Origin of the sequence: Stieleria bergensis, from assembly GCA_007745635.1 — a bacterium.
In the GTDB taxonomy this organism is placed as follows: Bacteria; Planctomycetota; Planctomycetia; order Pirellulales; family Pirellulaceae; genus Stieleria; species Stieleria bergensis.
Genome location: CP036272.1, coordinates 5,900,117 through 5,916,191, shown reverse-complemented (window position 1 = coordinate 5,916,191; position 16,075 = coordinate 5,900,117). Strand labels below are relative to the sequence as shown.

Sequence of the window (16,075 nt, the reverse complement as noted above, 5' to 3'; positions counted from 1 at the left end):
GGATTTTTCCTTTGGGAAAACCCTTGCAAGCGACGCGCGGCCAGTTGAGTGACGGTGTTTCCTGTGGTTGGTCTTGGTCAGGGGGCGGGAAACAGGTCTTGACGGGGTTGGGTTGTCAAGTAGGCTTTAAAAAGTTAGCTGAAGCTAAGAAATCGTTCCCTCGGCGAAACCAAAGACATATGAAGCCATCTTGCCTGTCACCCGCCAAACGTTTCCTCCCCGCAGTGCCGCTTGCTCTGGTGGCAGTGTTGTTGCTGTGTCTGGCTGTTGGTTGTGGCTCGTCAAGTTCGCCAGCGGTTTCGTCGCCGGATCGCGTGGTGGACGCCGAGAATCCATTGCAGGTGACGGCAACCGTTGCCATGGTGGCCGATTTGGTTCGCAATGTGGGCGGTGAGCGGACTGAGGTGAACCAGCTGTGTGGCAGCGGCGTTGATCCGCACCTTTATAAAGTCACTCGTGATGACGTTTTAGCGATGCGTTCGTCGGACATGGTGTTCTACAGTGGCTTGATGCTTGAGGGCAAGATGGCCGATGCGTTGGTCAAAGAGGCTCGCAAGCGTCCGGTGATCGCGGTCACTGAAAACGTGCCCGAGGAGCTCTTGCTTGAACCCGATGATTTTGCCGGTCACTACGATCCGCATTTGTGGATGGATGTGTCAGCTTGGTCGCAGTGCGTGGACGTGATTGCGGACGAGCTCTGCGAGTTTGATCCTGAAGGCGAATCGATTTATCGTCGGAATGCAGAATCCTACAAGCGACAGTTGAGTGCGTTACACCAGTATGGTCAGGCGTCCCTGGCGACGATTCCCAAAACCTCACGGTTGATGGTGACCTCGCACGATGCCTTTAATTACTTCGGTCGTGCTTACGGCCTGGAGGTGACCGGAGTGCAAGGGGTTTCCACCGAAAGTGAAGCCGGGTTGCAGTGGATTAATCAGTTGGTCTCAATGATTGTTGACCGAGATGTGAAGGCGGTTTTCGTCGAAAGCAGCGTGGCTTCGGATAATGTCGAAGCGCTCGTTGAAGGTGCTCGGGCCAAGGGGCACGAAGTCAAGATCGCTGACAAAGAATTGTTCAGTGACGCGATGGGAGCGCCCGGGACGTATGAGGGAACCTACATTGGGATGCTCGACCACAACATCACCGTGGTCACACGAGCATTGGGGGGACAAGCAAATCAAGCTGGCTTGAACGGTCAGTTACAGACTAAACCTTAAACCCGCCGTAGGTGGGTGAGATTGAATGAGTCATTGATGACTGGGCCGGCAAAGATCGAAACGACAAACCAGGATTCTGTAGAACAGGGTGACTGTCCCCTTTCGGTGATGGATTTGACGGTTGCTTATCACCGCAAACCGGTGATCTGGGACGTTGAATTTGATTTGCCAGCGGGCTCGTTGGTTGGCATCGTCGGCCCCAATGGTGCTGGCAAAAGCACGTTGCTCAAGGCGGTGATGGAGTTGGTGCCGCGAGCTTCCGGACGCGTCGAAGTGTTCGGTAAACCCTATCATCTATCACGCCGGAACGTTGGCTATGTGCCGCAGCGAGAAAGCGTGGACTGGGATTTTCCCGTCGATGCGTTAGACGTTGTGACCATGGGGTTGTACGGCCAAGTTGGTTGGGGCCGTCCGGTGCGGCAAAAACATCGTGATCTTGCGATGCAAGCACTGGAGCATGTTGGCATTGCCGACCTTGCTAAACGGCAAATCAGCCAGCTCTCCGGTGGCCAGCAGCAACGCACTTTTTTGGCGCGAGCATTGGTGCAAGATGCCGATCTGTATCTGATGGATGAGCCCTTTGCGGCGGTTGACGCGGCGACTGAAAAGGCCATTGTCGAGATTCTGCGCGAGCTCAAGCAACGCAAGAAAACCGCCGTGGTGATCCACCATGACTTGCAAACCGTGCCTGCCTATTTCGATTATGTGGTTCTATTGAACATGCGCGTCGTGGCGCATGGCCCGGTGCAGGAAGTGTTCACTCCCGAGAACCTTCAGAAAACCTATGGTGGACGTCTCACATTGCTCGATGAAGTCACCGAAGCGATGCGACGGCGGGAGCGGTCACTGTGATCTGGTCTGATCTGTGGGATGTGCTGTTACTGCGAGACTACAACACGCGAGTGGTTTTGTTGGGGGTGGCACTGTTAGGAGCGGCATCCGGTTTAGTCGGCAGTTTCACTTTGCTGCGGAAGCGATCCTTGATGGGCGATGCGTTAGCGCACGCGAGTCTGCCCGGTTTGGTGATCGCATTTATGATTGCGGTGGCCGCAGGCGGTGATGGAAAGTCGATGCCGTTGTTATTGGCTGGGGCCACGATGGGTGGCCTGGCGGGTGTGGCTTGCATTTTGTTCTTGCAGCGTTTTACCAAGTTAAAGCAGGACGCCACGTTGGGGATCGTTCTCAGTGTGTTCTTTGGGCTGGGCGTGGTCTTGCTGGGCATCACTCAGAAGATGGACGCCGGTCACAGCGCGGGGCTGGAGACCTATATCTTTGGCAAAACGGCCTCCATGCGGCGGGCCGATGGAATCATGATCGCGATCACGGCGTTGATTTCGATTTTGGTCACCGGGGTGTTGTTCAAGGAGCTCAAACTGCTGTGTTTTGACGCGGATTTTGCTGGCTCGCGAGGTTTGCGTGTTTGGTTGCTGGACACCATTTTGATGGTCTTGGTCGTGATGGTCACGATGGTGGGCCTGCAAGCTGTGGGCTTGGTGTTGATGGTCGCAATGTTGGTCATTCCCGCCGCAGCGGCCCGGTTTTGGACCGAATCGATTTTCCGCTTGGCGTTGGTCTCTGCATCGATCGGTCTGGTTGGCAGCGTGCTGGGGGCGACAGCGAGCGCGGTGATGGCCGATCTGCCCTCAGGAGCAATGATCGTGTTAGCCTGCGCCTTGCTGTTTGCAGTCAGCATGTTCTTTGGTACCCAGCGAGGCGTGCTCCCCAGGCTTTGGCGACGGCGGCAGTTGAATGCCAAGATTGCTCGACAGCATCTCTTGAGAGGCATTTACGAGCTGAGCGAAGCTGAGTTTCAAGATGCAAATCCAGGGCACTGGGTGAGCTTGATTGACCTGCTGCAAAAACGAAGCTGGAATTCCAAGCAGTTGCGCCGCCAGATTGAGACCGCTGAGTTGGTCGAATTAGTGCGTTACAAAACCGATCAAGTGGCGCTCACCAGCGCCGGTTATGCCGAGGCTGCTCGCTTGACCCGTCAACACCGTTTGTGGGAACTGTACCTGGTGCACTATGCCGACGTTGCGACCGCTCGCGTGGATCGCGATGCAGATGACATCGAGCATGTGTTGGAACACGATGTCGTTGAGAAACTTGAGCGGTTGTTGGATCACGATCCGATTCGGATTGCCGTTCCCTCCAGTCCACATGCGATGGAGTCGACCTGATGGCGATGTTGGCAGTGTTGCAGGGATGGGATTGGCAATTTGACGGCTGGATCATGGTTGTCGGCGTGTTATGTGCGACGTCGACAGCACTGCTGGGCAATTTTTTAGTCCTGCGGCGAATGTCGATGCTGGGTGATGCCGTCAGTCACGCTGTCTTGCCGGGCTTGGTGGCTGCGTTTCTGATCAGTCATTCACGCAGCAGTCTGGCAATGTTTGTTGGCGCTGTGATCGTGGGCGTGTTGACGGCCATGTTCACCGAATGGATTCGTCGCTTTGGCCGTGTGGAAGAGAGTGCAGCGATGGGCGTCGTCTTCACGTCGCTGTTTGCGCTCGGCTTGGTGATGATCGTTCAAGCCGACCACGTTGATCTGGATGCTGATTGCGTCTTGTATGGTGCGATCGATTTGACACCGATGTTCACCGTCAACATCGGGGCTTATGAGGTGCCACAAGCAGCGGTGGTGTTGTCAGTGGTGACATTGATCAATGCGGCCTTTGTTCTGGTGTGTTACAAGGAGCTAAAGATCAGTTCCTTTGATCCCTCGCTTGCGCATTCGCAAGGGGTGCGTCCCGCCTGGATGCACTATGCTTTGATGGTTTTGGTGGCAGTGACGACGGTGGCCTGTTTTGAAAGCGTTGGCAACATTTTGGTCGTGGCGATGTTGGTGGTCCCTCCATCGGCAGCGTTCTTGCTGACGCATCGATTGGGGCTGATGATCGTGCTGTCGGTCGTCATCGGAGCTGCGGGGGCGATTTTGGGGCATGTGGGCGCCTTTGCCATCCCGCGTGCGTTTGGGATGCCCAGCACCTCAACCGCTGGCATGATGTCGGTGGCCCTTGGCGGTTTGTTTGTCCTGGCGTTGTTGTTTGCTCCCCAGCAGGGCTTGGTGTCGCGATCGATTCGCCGCTTCGTGCTTTCGCAACAGATTCTTCGCGACGATATCGTGGCCTACTTGTATCGTGCGGGCGAGCGTCACGGAGAAGCGATTGCAAAACGCAGTGACCTGATCACCGAGTTGTTTAGCTCGGCGGTGCCGATGTCTCTGGCGCTGCGCCGCTTGGTCAGGCAGGACTGCATTCGCGATTGCGGCCAGCAGATTGAACTGACCAAACAGGGTGAAAAGCTCGGTAAAGCCTTGGTTCGTTCTCACCGCTTGTGGGAGAGTTACTTGGTCGAGCAGGCGGAACTGGATCGGTCGAAGATTCACGACAAGGCCGAACAGTGGGAGCACTTCACCGGGCAAGCCTTGCGTGATCGCTTGGTCGATCAGACCTCTTCCACTGGCCTTGATCCGCACGGAACGGTGATTCCCGCCGAACCAAAGAGTGACGACGACGGTCCGCCGGATGCAAGCTAGCGGAGTTGGAAACGCGTCTCGTAGCGCGGCGTTTCACTGATGAATTCGTTGTCACCGCTGTCAAATTTAAAGCGATCGTTTAGCGGGGCTGCTTTCAGTGGTTGCAGGTTGTTGAGCTGCAGCAATGAAATCATGTTGCGTCGGCTGATGGTAGCGTCCTGATCGTCGTCCTCTGGGGGCGTGCCAAAGTGTTCGATCTGAACCGGCAGTCCTTTGCCAAAACCCGTCGGTTGATCGTTCTGTAGCGCGACGGCAACGTTGATTCGCGTGGGATAGCTTGGGGGCAGCTTTCCGCCAGACTGACTGATGATCGCCTCTCGTTTGCTGTTTTTCAAATTGCCAATGATGACCATCAGGTCCTGTCCATTGGCGTCACTTGTCCCGAGCGAGAGGTCGTAATCGCGTCGCATGGTGTCCAGGATCTCGCAAAGGCCGCCGGTGAGCATGCTGGGCCGAATCTCCACCGGGTGTCCGACGTTTGGCATGCTCTCCACTGGCTTGCCTTTCGAGCGATAGCGATCGTCCAGGAGGCCCAGGTCGACGCGGCTTAGATTTAGCCTGCCAGCGATCATCTGGCTCGTCCACAGCAGACGCCCATCACTGACTTGACGCAAAAGATCTTCGCGGCGACCGGCAATCTGGGTGTGCATCTCGAATCGCGCGGTTCCTTGACCCTGGTGTAAATAGCTACCAAGACACAGGATTTCGCGTTCTTTGGATTCCTGTTGGGTGCGAACACGTTGCCAGAGGTCGCAGCGAAACCCCGGCCCGTTGGCGATTCGCACGATCAACTCGCTGAGTTGTCGTTCAGCGCGTTGCTGGAGTTGCTCGGCCGAGAGCTTGCTGTCGCGGTCTGGATCTGGAAGGTCGCTGGGCGAGCTGCCTGCTGTGGCCTGCTGGGAGGCAGTGTTTTCCGGAGCCGTGTTTGCTGGCGGTTGCGCAGGTTGTTGATTGGCTTGAGTGGTGTTGGCCAGGAACCTGTCGCTGCACAGGATCAGCAGGGCAAGAAAAACGGCGATTCCTAGCAGCACTGGGCGGTAGAGTCTTGCAGTTTTGCCTAAGTTAACATGCCGGCCTGGTTTGGCGGCTGTTGGGCCTGGGCAGGTTTGCATTTTTTCCGGATCGTTGTGTTTGGCGGGAAATGTCGCGAAATCCCCCGATAATTGCATGCTTTTTTGACTCTCAGAGTCAATCCGGTGTTGTCGATCGATCTTCATTGTCGGGTTATGGCGATTTTTCCAAAGAATTGCCTGCGAACCTGCCGATGCTGTTAGCACGAGGCAGGTCTGCCGGTGAGGTGCCTGGATCGTAGAGACGAACTGGGTCATAAGTCCACCCAGATCGTGATCGCCTGAGACACCTTTGATAATTCAGCCTACGCGGGCTTGTCCCCGCAACCGCATTCGAGCGCGGTGAAACCCAAGGAATGGGGGAAAAGATGAAACGCTTCGTCAACCACTTGTCGCTAATTGCGGCTGGTGCGATGGTCGCGACCGGATGCGTGCCGACCCGCCACAATTTGCCACCAACTCAACACCTGATGCATCCCGGACCCGGCGTCGATGGACCCGGACCCGGTGTGCTTGGTCCACAAGCTGCTATGGGAGCCCCCATGGGCGCTCCCATGGGAATGCCCGCTGGAATGCCTGTTGCATCGACCGGCGATCTGCCTGGCGGCAGCGGTGTGGTTCCAGCGTCATTCGCGGATCCATACTGCCCACCTGGTAGCCAAGGTTATGCCCAGGGCAGCGTCATGGAGGGTGCCATGGTAGCGGCACCTCAAATGCAGAGCGTCCAAGTCACGTTCGGCCGTCCCGAAGGCATGCAGATTCGCTACGATCAAACCGGTAGCGGTACCTTTGACAGCGATCCCTTGATCTGCCCCGCTCGGCAGAACTTTCCGCAAGGTGGTCTGTACCGTCTGAAGTTGACCAACATTCCAAACCGCGAAGGTGTGGAGCTGTATCCGACGGTCGAGCTGGCATTTGCCAATCCTCGCACCGGAGCTTACTTGGCGCACAACTCCATTCCGATTCAGTTTGACCAAGAAGACTTTGACCAAGTCGTCACTGGTAACTTTGTGACCAAGGTTCTGTACCTTCCCGATCCGGACTTCCAAGGTCCTGCGTTGGCTGGTATCGACACTCTGGTTAGCACTCGACTGGATCCAGGCATCGACCCGATTGTTGAAGCCGATCGTCGCGGTTCGATCCTGGCGATCATTCGCTTGGGTGACAAAGACATTGAAATGGCTGGTTCAGGTGCCTTGGGTGCCATGTCACCACCGATCAATGGTCTGCCTGCACCATTCGCCGTTGCGTCCAGTCAGGGTTGCGGCCCGATCGGTGCTCCTGGCGCAGCGGGGCCATCGATGATCGCTGGTGTGAACATGCCTCAGTATGGCATGACAATGACTGGCACTCCAATCGGTCTGCCTGGTCCACCGCACTTGCCATTGGGCGGACCCGCCGGTCTGACCAAGCACGTGATGACCAATCACACCAAGGTTCACATGCCAGCACCTGTTGACAAGTTCAAGATCAACGTCAGGCAGTCTCCGGGTTACCGCTACCCGAACCCTGTAAGTCGCGTGAACATCAGTCAACGCAACCCTGCAGGATGTCTGCACGGTGCTAACTGTCAGACCTGTCAGTAACCGCTGACGAAGCAATCGAACAGGCGTCGGCATCGATAGGGTTAGACCTGCGGATGACCGACGCCTTTTTTTATACGTCTCCGAATCAACGCCAACGCTTGATATCGCTCTTGCTGCCGGTTGATTCGTTGAAGTTCAATGCACCTGTGAATTGAAGGTCCGATGGCAAGTCGCATCATGATCAGATTAAAGCGAACATTGCAGGCATTGCATGCCGGTGATCAAGCCGTACGGATGACCAGCTGGTCCAAAGCCCTGGTTGCTTTGCTTTCGACACTGCTTATTGGCTCACTCGCCAGCCAAGTCATCGCCCAAGGTGCCCGGCCGCTGCCGATGCAGCAAGGCCATCGGCTCTACAACCCTTCCATGCCACCTGGGAATATCTATTATCCTCCAGGTCCTGTGAATCACACTCCAGAGTACTTCCAGCCGGTTGCATTCTCTGGCCCCGGTAAGGTCCAGTTCTCGATGCCTACTGGAGATGGTTTTCAAGAGTCACAACCAGAATTGATGGTTGGATTGAATGTGGGACGCGTGTATCGATTCCGCGTCACCAACATTCCGTTTCATCCCGGAGCAGAACTGTATCCAACGGTGGAACTCTTAGGACGAACCTTTCCACCTGCCGGAGCGGAATTGCGACATCCGATCCCATTGAACCTAAGCGAGACCGATCTGGCCAACGCATTGGGTGGATTAATGGTGACGCGAGTGGTTTACTTGGAAGATCCTCAGTCAGCGTTTCCGCTGGCTGTCGAGCGCAAGGATGCCACTCCGATTGACGTTCCAACCGGTCAAGACCTCCTGGCCACCGCTGACACCTATGGCAGGCCCATTGCAGTCATTCGAATTGGCTCGCTGGCGCCCCCAACAAGCCCTGTGTTGATGGGCCAGTTTTACTTTGGTTACCCGAACTGGATCCCCTTGCAGGCTCCAGCGACCGGGGCCGCCGGGGCGGAACCAGAGCCTGTCTCAGCATCAAACACTCTGCCCCATCGTGTTGGCGATTTGCCAACTGCCGTGCAAGTCGGTTACACCGCGCCGGTGACAAGACGCCGGTCACCGACAGTCGTCCAGCCCGCCGCCAGCGAGCCACTTTATCGCCTCGCTGATCAGAAATAAACCCATTCGTGCTCGCCTTTGCCAAGGCGTTGACGTTGCCTGAGCCAGTTCAGGTCAATGCAAACGATCCCAACGGGATGCAACTCATGATGTTTACCAAATCACCAAACGAAATCGCCCGGCACTCGTCTCCCGCTGAACGGCTGGTGTCACGCATCCCCTTGATCATCGCGGTTCCTTGGATTGTTGCTGCCATCATGGCCCTCTCCGGATGCCAGTTTGGCGGTCAGCGCCAAGTCACGATCTCTGAGGCCAGAACAGCGGGACTGATGAATCAACCGTCCCCGCAGTCGGCCGCCCAGGTCCCGCAGTCGGCCGCAGCACGAGGTGTCCCGTCCAATCACTCACAGGTCGCTCCGGTCGACTACCAACAGAGTGCCGTGCAGCCAGCAACTCTGCCGCCAGCAACTGTGCCGCCGGTTGGGAATTCGGCAAGTCAGGCGGGCGACTTGCCACTTGCCAGTGCTCAGTCTTACAACACTCAACAGGTCGGTGATCTGCCCGCCGTGATGCCACAGGGGCACATCGTTCATGCTCAAACGGTTGGCTTTCGCCACCGGCGTTTGCTGAATCAGGCACCGCTGGGGTATTGTCCCAGTTGTCCGGATGATTCAGCCGGTGTTGTCAGCGGTCCTTGTGTGCAATTTACCCAGGCCGGGGCGTTGACGGTCGATCCTCAAGAATACCTTTGCAACGGTGGCGATTTGCCTGCCAGCGTACGGATGATGAAAAACGGTGACATTGGCGGGTTGAATCCTCAGGATGCTGCCGCAAGCTATGTGACCGTCAATGGAAACGTTGACGTGCAGGCGAGCAACCGCGTGTGTGTGTATTCACCACGATTCGGGGCTGTTCGGCAAATCAGTGGCGCCATTGCTGGGGAACATGCCGTGGGTCCCAACAATACGATTCAGCCGGTGGGTCCCAATGGTTTTGGCTCGATGCAGCCTAGCTTGGCCGTCCAAGAGCAACACGGTCCGATCACAGCCGATGTCGCCAAACGCATCGATGGTTTGCAAGATCGCAACCGCGTCGTGCCAGTGGAATCGTTGCTGACGGTGTTCCAAATCGAAGACGCATTGGAAACCTTGGCAGTCTTGCGAGTCCGAGGCCCTCGCGGGCTGGAGAGGACACAGATTGCTGTCTTGCAACGCGGAGCGGTTGCGGCCGAGACGTGGTTCAAGCGTGATTATGTCGAAGCGGCTGTCCGAGACCAGCGTGCGAGTGAAATTGTTCGAGACCAAAGTGTCAGTGCAGTGGTGTTGTATGAATATCCAGACGATGGACGCTTGGAAATCGTCAAGGTCGCCGATCGTCAGGAAGCCTTGCAAGGTGAAGTGGTTAACTTTGCCATTCACGTTCGCAACGTTGGCGAATCAGCACTCCAGCACGTTGAAATCGCTGACAGTCTCGTGACGCGTCTGGCATACGTCGAAGGTTCACAGTCGGCGACCGCTGATGCACAGTTCGTGATTGTCGACAACGAGGCCAGTTCGAGCCGCATCAGCTGGACGCTCACCGAGCCACTGAAGGTTGGTGAACAAGTCACCATCCAGTTCCAGGCCAAGGTTCGCTAGATGGCCCGCGAGTGGGCCGAATCGTAGGCTCGTTTGCCAGCCGGCGGCCTGATCCGCTGGCTGATCCGCTGGCTGCAACACCTTCACCTGCTGCGAACCGCAGCGATGGTGAATCTCTCAAGTTTCTCGCCAATCTGACGCTTCCTGCGTGACTCGCTGTCGGCGATGTGGTTCAATGATCAGTTGCCCGGCCGATTGTCTGGGCGATCCGCTGTTCTGGGCGTGCTGCCGGTTCGAGCATTCGGCTTGTCCATGCGTTCCCCGGCGCGGTCTGATTCTTTTTCACCCCACAGCTTATTGGGAGACCTCCGAGATGGTCATTCGTTCTTCAAGACGTGTTGGTTGGCTGCGTTTCAGTGTGATGCTTTGCCTGACAGGAATGTTTTTGGCGTCCGCTTCGGCCGCAAACTGGCTGACGCCTGGTCCGGTCTCACTGAAATCCATTGGACCGATGACCTTTACGCCCGATGGCACCTTGCTGATCGGAGATCCCAGTGCGGCGACCGTTTATGCCATGCAGATCGAAAAGAGTGCTGGCGATGCGGCGGCCAGCGACTTCGCTGATCTGACAGCAGCGATCACCAAGCAACGCTCCGCTGGTTCGGCGATCAGCCTTGGTGAGTTGGCGGTGCATCCCGAAAGCAAGTCCACATTCGTGACTGCGATGGTTGACGGCAAGGTGCAGTTGTTGCGGATCAGTGGTGACAACATCAGTGAGGTGAACTTAGATAAAATCAATCATGCTTCGAAGCAGTTAGCCAGCCCGCCGGCGGACAAAGAGTTTAGCCGCCGTGGTCGCAAGTATAACCTTCGCAATCAATCGATCACTGACTTGGCTTTCTTTGATGGCAAGCTCATCGTCTCGGGATTGGCGGCTGGTGACTCACCGTCACAGGTCTTGGAAATGCCTGTCCCGTTTGCCGAGAACAGCATCGCCACCGGTGTCGAGATTTTTCATGCAGCACATGGTCGCGATGAAACGGCAACGATTCGGACCTTTCTGCCGATGAAAATCGATGGTCAGCCAACGCTGTTGGCTGGGTTTACCTGCACTCCGCTGGTTCGCTTTGATTTGGGAAAACTCGACGGATCTCAGCGAGTGCGTGGCACAACGGTTGCTGAGCTTGGTAATCGCAACACACCGCTGGACATGGTGGTTTATGAAAAGGACGGGGCAACCTTCATCTTGATGAGCAATTCAGCTCGGGGGATGATGAAGATCTCGACCACGGGGATTCAGGATCGCGAAGGCTTGACCGATCGCGTCTCCGGTGGCGGCACTGCTGGGCAGGCATTTGAAACCGTTGATGCCCTCGCTGGGATCGTGCAGATGGATCAGCTCGATGGCGGCCACGCCGTGGTGTTGCAGGAAACCGACCATGGGCTCGCGCTCAAGACCATCGAGCTGCCCTAGTTGATGCCTGGCAAGACGGTGCCGCGTTGATCAGTCCGCTTCGTAAGGACGCGGACGCAGCTGGCGAAAGAGCGCTCGTTTCTGATCTGGCAGCGAGTAATCGAAGCCGCAGGAGTAGAGAAATTTCTCTGACGAACTGATCGCCATGATTTCCATCACGCCCAGTTCGCCGGTCCGTTGCACACACAGGTCAACCAGTTTTTGGCCAACGCCTGATCGCTGGTAGTCCGCACGAACTGCCAGCGATTGCAATTCAGCCAGTTTAGGGCTGTAAACTTCGACAGCGGCAAATCCGATGACGGTGCTCTTGGGCAGGTCGGAATCGCTTTCCAAGTCGTCTGTGCCTTCTGCTGGGATGCAGGCAACAAAGCCATGTCGTGTCAGTTCCGTGATCTCTGCATCGGTCCTGGACAGCAGGAGATGCTGGGACACATAGGGACGCAGCAAGGCATGGATCTTTGGCGTGTCCGACGGCAACGCTTGACGATACTCGATGCAGTGATCGTCGCTCGGCGATGAGGCAGTGGAGTCGTTCACGGGCTTTTGGGGCTGCGGCCGGACCGTTTCTGCCGAGCCAAAATGCATGGCGGGCAGTCCGGAGCCGGCAGTCAGGAGCGGGCAGGAGGTGGAACTTAGTTCAGTTGGACCGGGTTCGTTGCCGCCTTGATGGTTTTGCGCATCAGTTTGATCGGGGCTTCGTTACCGGTGAACAACTTGTACTGATAGGCGGCTTGACGGACAAACATGTCCACGCCGGTGATGACACGGCACTGAGCTTGTTTGGCATATTTGACAAGCAGCGTGTTTTCAGGATTGTAAACGGTGTCAAAGACCACCATGTACTGGTTCAACGCCGACGCGTTAAAGGGCGATGTATCCAAGTTGGGGTGCATGCCAACCGGAGTTCCGTTGATCAACAGCTGCACGTTCTGTTCGTGACGTTCTTCCCAAGGGCAAGACGAACAGCCCAATTCGTTGGCCAGCACCATGGTGCGTTCCACGGTTCGCGAAGTGACGATCACGTCGGCCCCACGCTGTCGCAAGCCCCACGCGATCGCGCGTGAGACGCCACCGGCACCAAGCACCATCGCTCGCACCCCCTGCAGCGACTTTTCCCGCTCCAGTTCTTGCCGCTCAAGCTTTTCCAAGATGCAGTCCATTGCCGCTCGATAATCGGTGTTGTAGCCCAAGGCTTCGTCATCTTGAAAGATCAGCGTGTTGATGGCACCAATTCCATTGGCGCTCGATTCAGCATGCGTGCAGTAGTCCAGAGACGTTTCTTTATGAGGGATCGTGATGCTAATGCCGTTCAGGCCCGCTTCACGAGCTCCGTCCATGAACCGGTGCAAGTCATCCTTGGCCACTCGTAGCGGCAGGTAACGCGCATTGAGTTCCTGGTCAGCGAAGGCCGTGTTGTGGATCAAGGGACTGTAGCTATGCCCGACCGGATCGGCGATCACCCCGAACAGCTGCGTTTGGTCGTCAATGTTGCGAACATCGTACATCCCCGACATCTCTTTCCAGTTCAGCTGACCGGGAGCCATTTTGCGATCAGTGCTGTAGGTAGCATACGTGAACGGAGCGCCAAAGCGGTGCGCGAGCAAGCGCGTGATCATGCCGACTTCACCCATGCAAATCCCGATGGTCGGGATTTTGGCATCGCGGATCAGGCGAAACATTCGCAGGTTGTCGTCGAACGAATTCGCCATCGTGGCGATCTTTACGATGTCCGCGTCCTCTTCTGACATCGCCGCATGCAAGTCTTCGAGGTTGTCGGGGGTTTCCGAAAAGTTGTGATAGCTGATGATTCGCTTGGTGTTCCCGTAACGCGGGATCTGGGACGCGATATCAGCTTCGATATCAACATACTCGGCCCCAGAGACAATGGCCGAACGCAGCAACATCAATCGTTCCTGCTCGCTCTTGGTCCAGCGGCCACCGTCTTGGCGGCGGCGGACGGTGATCACCACGGGGCTGGGACGATCGTTCAGCAATCGACCCAAATTGACCGCACGGCCGATGAAGTCCAGTCGCAGTTCAACGAGCTCGGCTCCTTCTTCAACAAGCTGCTTGTGCTCTCCAATCATTCTGGAGTGACTACGGCGGCCAAGGCTGACACAAATCATTTTGGATGTTTCATCAAGGCAGGGACGGACGGCCTGGAGACTCTCCTCGTCGGCTGCCCAAAGGCTGCCAGAACCGTCACCGATCATGCAAATTATTTGTTTGAGCGAATCGTTTCTGCAAACGCTGACCTCACGCCACCTCAGAGAGTGCCGTGACAACCCGTGCCGTGACAACCCGTGCCAAGACAAGGATTGCCATGGAAAAGTCATCTGCAAAAAGCCACGTTCTGGCCGAAAATGCGTTCGCAACCACCCGCGGCGGCCCGTTTTCGACCCCGAAATTTTGCCCCGGCAGGGCATTCTGTCTGCTCCAGCCAGGCAGGGTATCGAATTGTAGACACATCCGATTCGCAACTGTCGTCTATAATACGCAGAAGGCTATTGAAGTATCAGGGGGGAAATTGGATTCCCGAAACGGTTGCCTCAATCTGAGCCCGTCTCTGGCAACGATCCCAGGACACACGCCCCGTCAAGCATGCTTCAGGACCGGCAAGGATGGCATCCCCGGAAGCCACCTTGGAGCTGGCGATTTAACGCCGCAAAGGTCGTTTTCCTCAATGATTTCTCTCCTCACCAGACTCAAACCCATGAAAAATTGCCGTCAACCCGCCTCGGTTCTTTGCCGCTGTTTGGTCCGAGGAGCTCATTGGACGTGGGCAGCCTCTTGCGTCTGTGTCTTGAGCGTCTTGGCACAAGGAACCTCTCAGGCTGCTCCGCCCCCAGCATCCAGTACGCCAGCATCCAGCACGCCGCAAGACGCCCAGCCCCAAACAGTGCCCGCCCAGCCCTCCACGGGACAATGGTTGTGGCCACGCGGAAATGCACAGGGCACCGGCGCGATTACCAATACGTTGCCTGCTGAACTGCAGGTCGCTTGGGAGTTCACCGCCGACGAAGCGATTGAAGGTGAGCCTATCGTGACCGCAGAGGCTGTGTTTGTTGCAGATGTCTTTGGCAAGGTCTACGCGCTGTCTCGACAAACTGGCAAGCTGTTGTGGATGAAGGATTACGAAACCGGCTTTCTGGCGGCTCCTATGGTTCACCAGGGCAAGCTGATCATCGGTGATGTCGATGGCCAAGTTTATGCCTTGCAGGTTGGCGACGGCAAAGAACTCTGGAAGCACAGCACGGCCGGCGAAATCAGTGGCGCCGCTGCGGTCTACAAGGATTCAATTTTGATTGCCAGCCAAGATGGGAAACTCTATAGCTTGGACGATCAGACTGGCAAGCAACGCTGGGTTTATGAGGCCGAGGATCAGATTCAATGTTCGCCCTCCATCTCCGGCGATCGGACTTTTCTTGGCGGCTGTGATGCTCGACTGCATATCGTTGATTTAAAAAGCGGCAAGTCGGCTGCAAAGTCATTGCCACTCTCCGGGCCCACCGGGAGCACGCCGGCGATCTGTGGTGACTATGCCATCGTTCCTGTGATGGACGGCATTGTCTTTGCGTTTGATCTGAAAACCATGAAACAGCTCTGGGCCTATCAAGACCTGGAACAAGATCAAGACTATCGCAGCAGTGCTGCCACCAATGGCGAAGTGGTCATTGTCAGCAGTCAACGGAAACACATTGACGCGTTGGATCTCAAGACTGGCAAGCGACTGTGGCGTCACACGCTGCGGAGGCGCAGTGACGCTTCACCTGTGATCGCCGGAGATGACGTGTGGGTGCCAGCAACCGATGGGCGCCTGCTAAGATTGTCTTTGCAAGATGGTCGCGAGAAATGGACCTATGAAGTTCGTGGTTCGTTTATCGGCGGCGTTGCTGTCACCGGTGACGAACTGTTCATTGCCGATGACGACGGCATTGTTCGCTGCTTTCGAAAGAAATAGTCACTCTCAAGCCCGTTGAGGTCACGGTCATCGTGACCGTCATCGGACAGTCTGAGCAAAAAGGGGACGCAGGCCTATCTTTTCCCATACACGCTGGCGGGGTCAACCAAACGCGTTTCAGCAACCTCTAGGTTCGTGCCTGCGGTGTCGACTTTGCGGAAGAAGCACGAGCGATAGCCTTTGTGGCACGCCGCGCCCGATTGGTGCACCTTCAGCAGAATCGTGTCCCGATCGCAATCCACTCGGACTTCGACAACCTGCTGGCGGTGGCCACTGGTTTCGCCTTTGCGCCAAGGTTGATTGCGTGAACGGCTAAAGTACGTCGCTTGGCCGGTCTCGATGGTCTCGCGCAGTGTCGCTGCATTCATCCAGGCCATCATCAGGATCTCCCCCGAGTCAGCATCCTGCGCGATCGCAGGCAGCAGACCATGAGTGGCTTTGCTGAAGTCAGCAATGGCGGCGACCGCCGTGGCATCTTGCCCATCAACTTGTCCGGCGGTCTCTGAGGGTTTTGGTTCGGTCATAGCTCTACAAGCCGCAGGCAGCTGTTGGGTGAAAGCGAAGTTTGGTGTTCGGCCGTTGAATCATCA

Annotated in this window: 13 protein-coding genes; 9 read left to right on the top strand and 4 right to left on the bottom strand. The window is 56.4% G+C overall.

Annotated features, from left to right (window positions below; genetic code table 11):
- The first annotated feature begins 179 nt into the window (after positions 1-179).
- The 4 genes from SV7mr_RS20760 (at position 180) to SV7mr_RS20745 (ending at position 4,755) form a co-directional block, all read left to right on the top strand.
- Positions 180-1,217, top strand: coding sequence for a metal ABC transporter solute-binding protein, Zn/Mn family (locus SV7mr_RS20760; protein ID WP_145276292.1), 1,038 nt, complete (start codon positions 180-182; stop codon positions 1,215-1,217).
- Between the two features lie 108 nt (positions 1,218-1,325).
- Complete coding sequence (locus SV7mr_RS20755; RefSeq protein WP_419188490.1) at positions 1,326-2,069, top strand: metal ABC transporter ATP-binding protein; 744 nt, start codon at positions 1,326-1,328, stop codon at positions 2,067-2,069.
- Complete coding sequence (locus tag SV7mr_RS20750) at positions 2,066-3,397, top strand: metal ABC transporter permease (RefSeq protein WP_419187696.1); 1,332 nt, start codon at positions 2,066-2,068, stop codon at positions 3,395-3,397. The genes SV7mr_RS20755 and SV7mr_RS20750 overlap by 4 nt, the downstream gene beginning before the upstream one ends.
- On the top strand, positions 3,397-4,755 hold the full coding sequence (locus SV7mr_RS20745) for a metal ABC transporter permease (protein ID WP_145276288.1): 1,359 nt from the start codon (positions 3,397-3,399) through the stop codon (positions 4,753-4,755). The genes SV7mr_RS20750 and SV7mr_RS20745 overlap by 1 nt, the downstream gene beginning before the upstream one ends.
- On the opposite strand, the gene SV7mr_RS20740 is transcribed toward SV7mr_RS20745, so the two are convergent.
- Positions 4,752-5,972 (bottom strand): hypothetical protein, encoded by a 1,221-nt coding sequence (locus SV7mr_RS20740; protein ID WP_419187695.1) that lies wholly within the window; start codon positions 5,970-5,972, stop codon positions 4,752-4,754. The genes SV7mr_RS20745 and SV7mr_RS20740 overlap by 4 nt on opposite strands.
- 221 nt (positions 5,973-6,193) lie before the next feature.
- Here SV7mr_RS20740 and SV7mr_RS20735 point away from each other — a divergent pair, with 221 nt between their 5' ends.
- The 4 genes from SV7mr_RS20735 to SV7mr_RS20720 all read left to right on the top strand — a co-directional run bounded on the left by SV7mr_RS20735 (position 6,194) and on the right by SV7mr_RS20720 (position 11,524).
- Entirely contained in the window at positions 6,194-7,411 is a 1,218-nt protein-coding gene (locus tag SV7mr_RS20735) for a hypothetical protein (protein WP_145276284.1), read from the top strand.
- A 177-nt stretch (positions 7,412-7,588) separates the two neighbouring features.
- Positions 7,589-8,533 (top strand): hypothetical protein, encoded by a 945-nt coding sequence (locus SV7mr_RS20730; protein WP_419187694.1) that lies wholly within the window; start codon positions 7,589-7,591, stop codon positions 8,531-8,533.
- Positions 8,534-8,619: 86 nt separating this feature from the next.
- Entirely contained in the window at positions 8,620-10,110 is a 1,491-nt protein-coding gene (locus SV7mr_RS20725; RefSeq protein WP_419187693.1) for a hypothetical protein, read from the top strand.
- Between the two features lie 313 nt (positions 10,111-10,423).
- Complete coding sequence (locus SV7mr_RS20720) at positions 10,424-11,524, top strand: hypothetical protein (RefSeq protein ID WP_145276280.1); 1,101 nt, start codon at positions 10,424-10,426, stop codon at positions 11,522-11,524.
- A 30-nt stretch (positions 11,525-11,554) separates the two neighbouring features.
- Here SV7mr_RS20720 and SV7mr_RS20715 read toward each other — a convergent pair whose 3' ends face one another.
- On the bottom strand, positions 11,555-12,109 hold the full coding sequence (locus SV7mr_RS20715) for a GNAT family N-acetyltransferase (protein ID WP_145276278.1): 555 nt from the start codon (positions 12,107-12,109) through the stop codon (positions 11,555-11,557).
- Positions 12,110-12,156: 47 nt separating this feature from the next.
- Positions 12,157-13,650 carry a shikimate dehydrogenase gene (aroE, locus tag SV7mr_RS20710; protein ID WP_145278800.1) on the bottom strand — a complete coding sequence of 498 codons (1,494 nt, stop codon included), beginning with the start codon at positions 13,648-13,650 and terminating at the stop codon, positions 12,157-12,159.
- Positions 13,651-14,327: 677 nt separating this feature from the next.
- Here aroE and SV7mr_RS20705 point away from each other — a divergent pair.
- Entirely contained in the window at positions 14,328-15,485 is a 1,158-nt protein-coding gene (locus SV7mr_RS20705; protein WP_419187692.1) for an outer membrane protein assembly factor BamB family protein, read from the top strand.
- A gap of 74 nt (positions 15,486-15,559) precedes the next feature.
- On the opposite strand, the gene hisI is transcribed toward SV7mr_RS20705, so the two are convergent.
- Positions 15,560-16,009 (bottom strand): phosphoribosyl-AMP cyclohydrolase, encoded by a 450-nt coding sequence (hisI, locus tag SV7mr_RS20700; RefSeq protein WP_145276274.1) that lies wholly within the window; start codon positions 16,007-16,009, stop codon positions 15,560-15,562.
- Positions 16,010-16,075 lie beyond the last annotated feature (66 nt).

Bases quoted from the DNA above. Each gene is read 5' to 3' on its own strand.
- SV7mr_RS20735 (WP_145276284.1), top strand. From the start codon at position 6,194: ATGAAACGCTTCGTCAACCACTTGTCGCTAATTGCGGCTGGTGCGATG.
- SV7mr_RS20760 (WP_145276292.1), top strand. From the start codon at position 180: ATGAAGCCATCTTGCCTGTCACCCGCCAAACGTTTCCTCCCCGCAGTG.
- aroE (WP_145278800.1), bottom strand. From the start codon at position 13,650: ATGATTTGTGTCAGCCTTGGCCGCCGTAGTCACTCCAGAATGATTGGA.
- SV7mr_RS20745 (WP_145276288.1), top strand. From the start codon at position 3,397: ATGGCGATGTTGGCAGTGTTGCAGGGATGGGATTGGCAATTTGACGGC.
- hisI (WP_145276274.1), bottom strand. From the start codon at position 16,009: ATGACCGAACCAAAACCCTCAGAGACCGCCGGACAAGTTGATGGGCAA.
- SV7mr_RS20715 (WP_145276278.1), bottom strand. From the start codon at position 12,109: ATGCATTTTGGCTCGGCAGAAACGGTCCGGCCGCAGCCCCAAAAGCCC.
- SV7mr_RS20720 (WP_145276280.1), top strand. From the start codon at position 10,424: ATGGTCATTCGTTCTTCAAGACGTGTTGGTTGGCTGCGTTTCAGTGTG.
- SV7mr_RS20755 (WP_419188490.1), top strand. From the start codon at position 1,326: ATGGATTTGACGGTTGCTTATCACCGCAAACCGGTGATCTGGGACGTT.
- SV7mr_RS20725 (WP_419187693.1), top strand. From the start codon at position 8,620: ATGATGTTTACCAAATCACCAAACGAAATCGCCCGGCACTCGTCTCCC.
- SV7mr_RS20730 (WP_419187694.1), top strand. From the start codon at position 7,589: ATGATCAGATTAAAGCGAACATTGCAGGCATTGCATGCCGGTGATCAA.
- SV7mr_RS20740 (WP_419187695.1), bottom strand. From the start codon at position 5,972: ATGAAGATCGATCGACAACACCGGATTGACTCTGAGAGTCAAAAAAGC.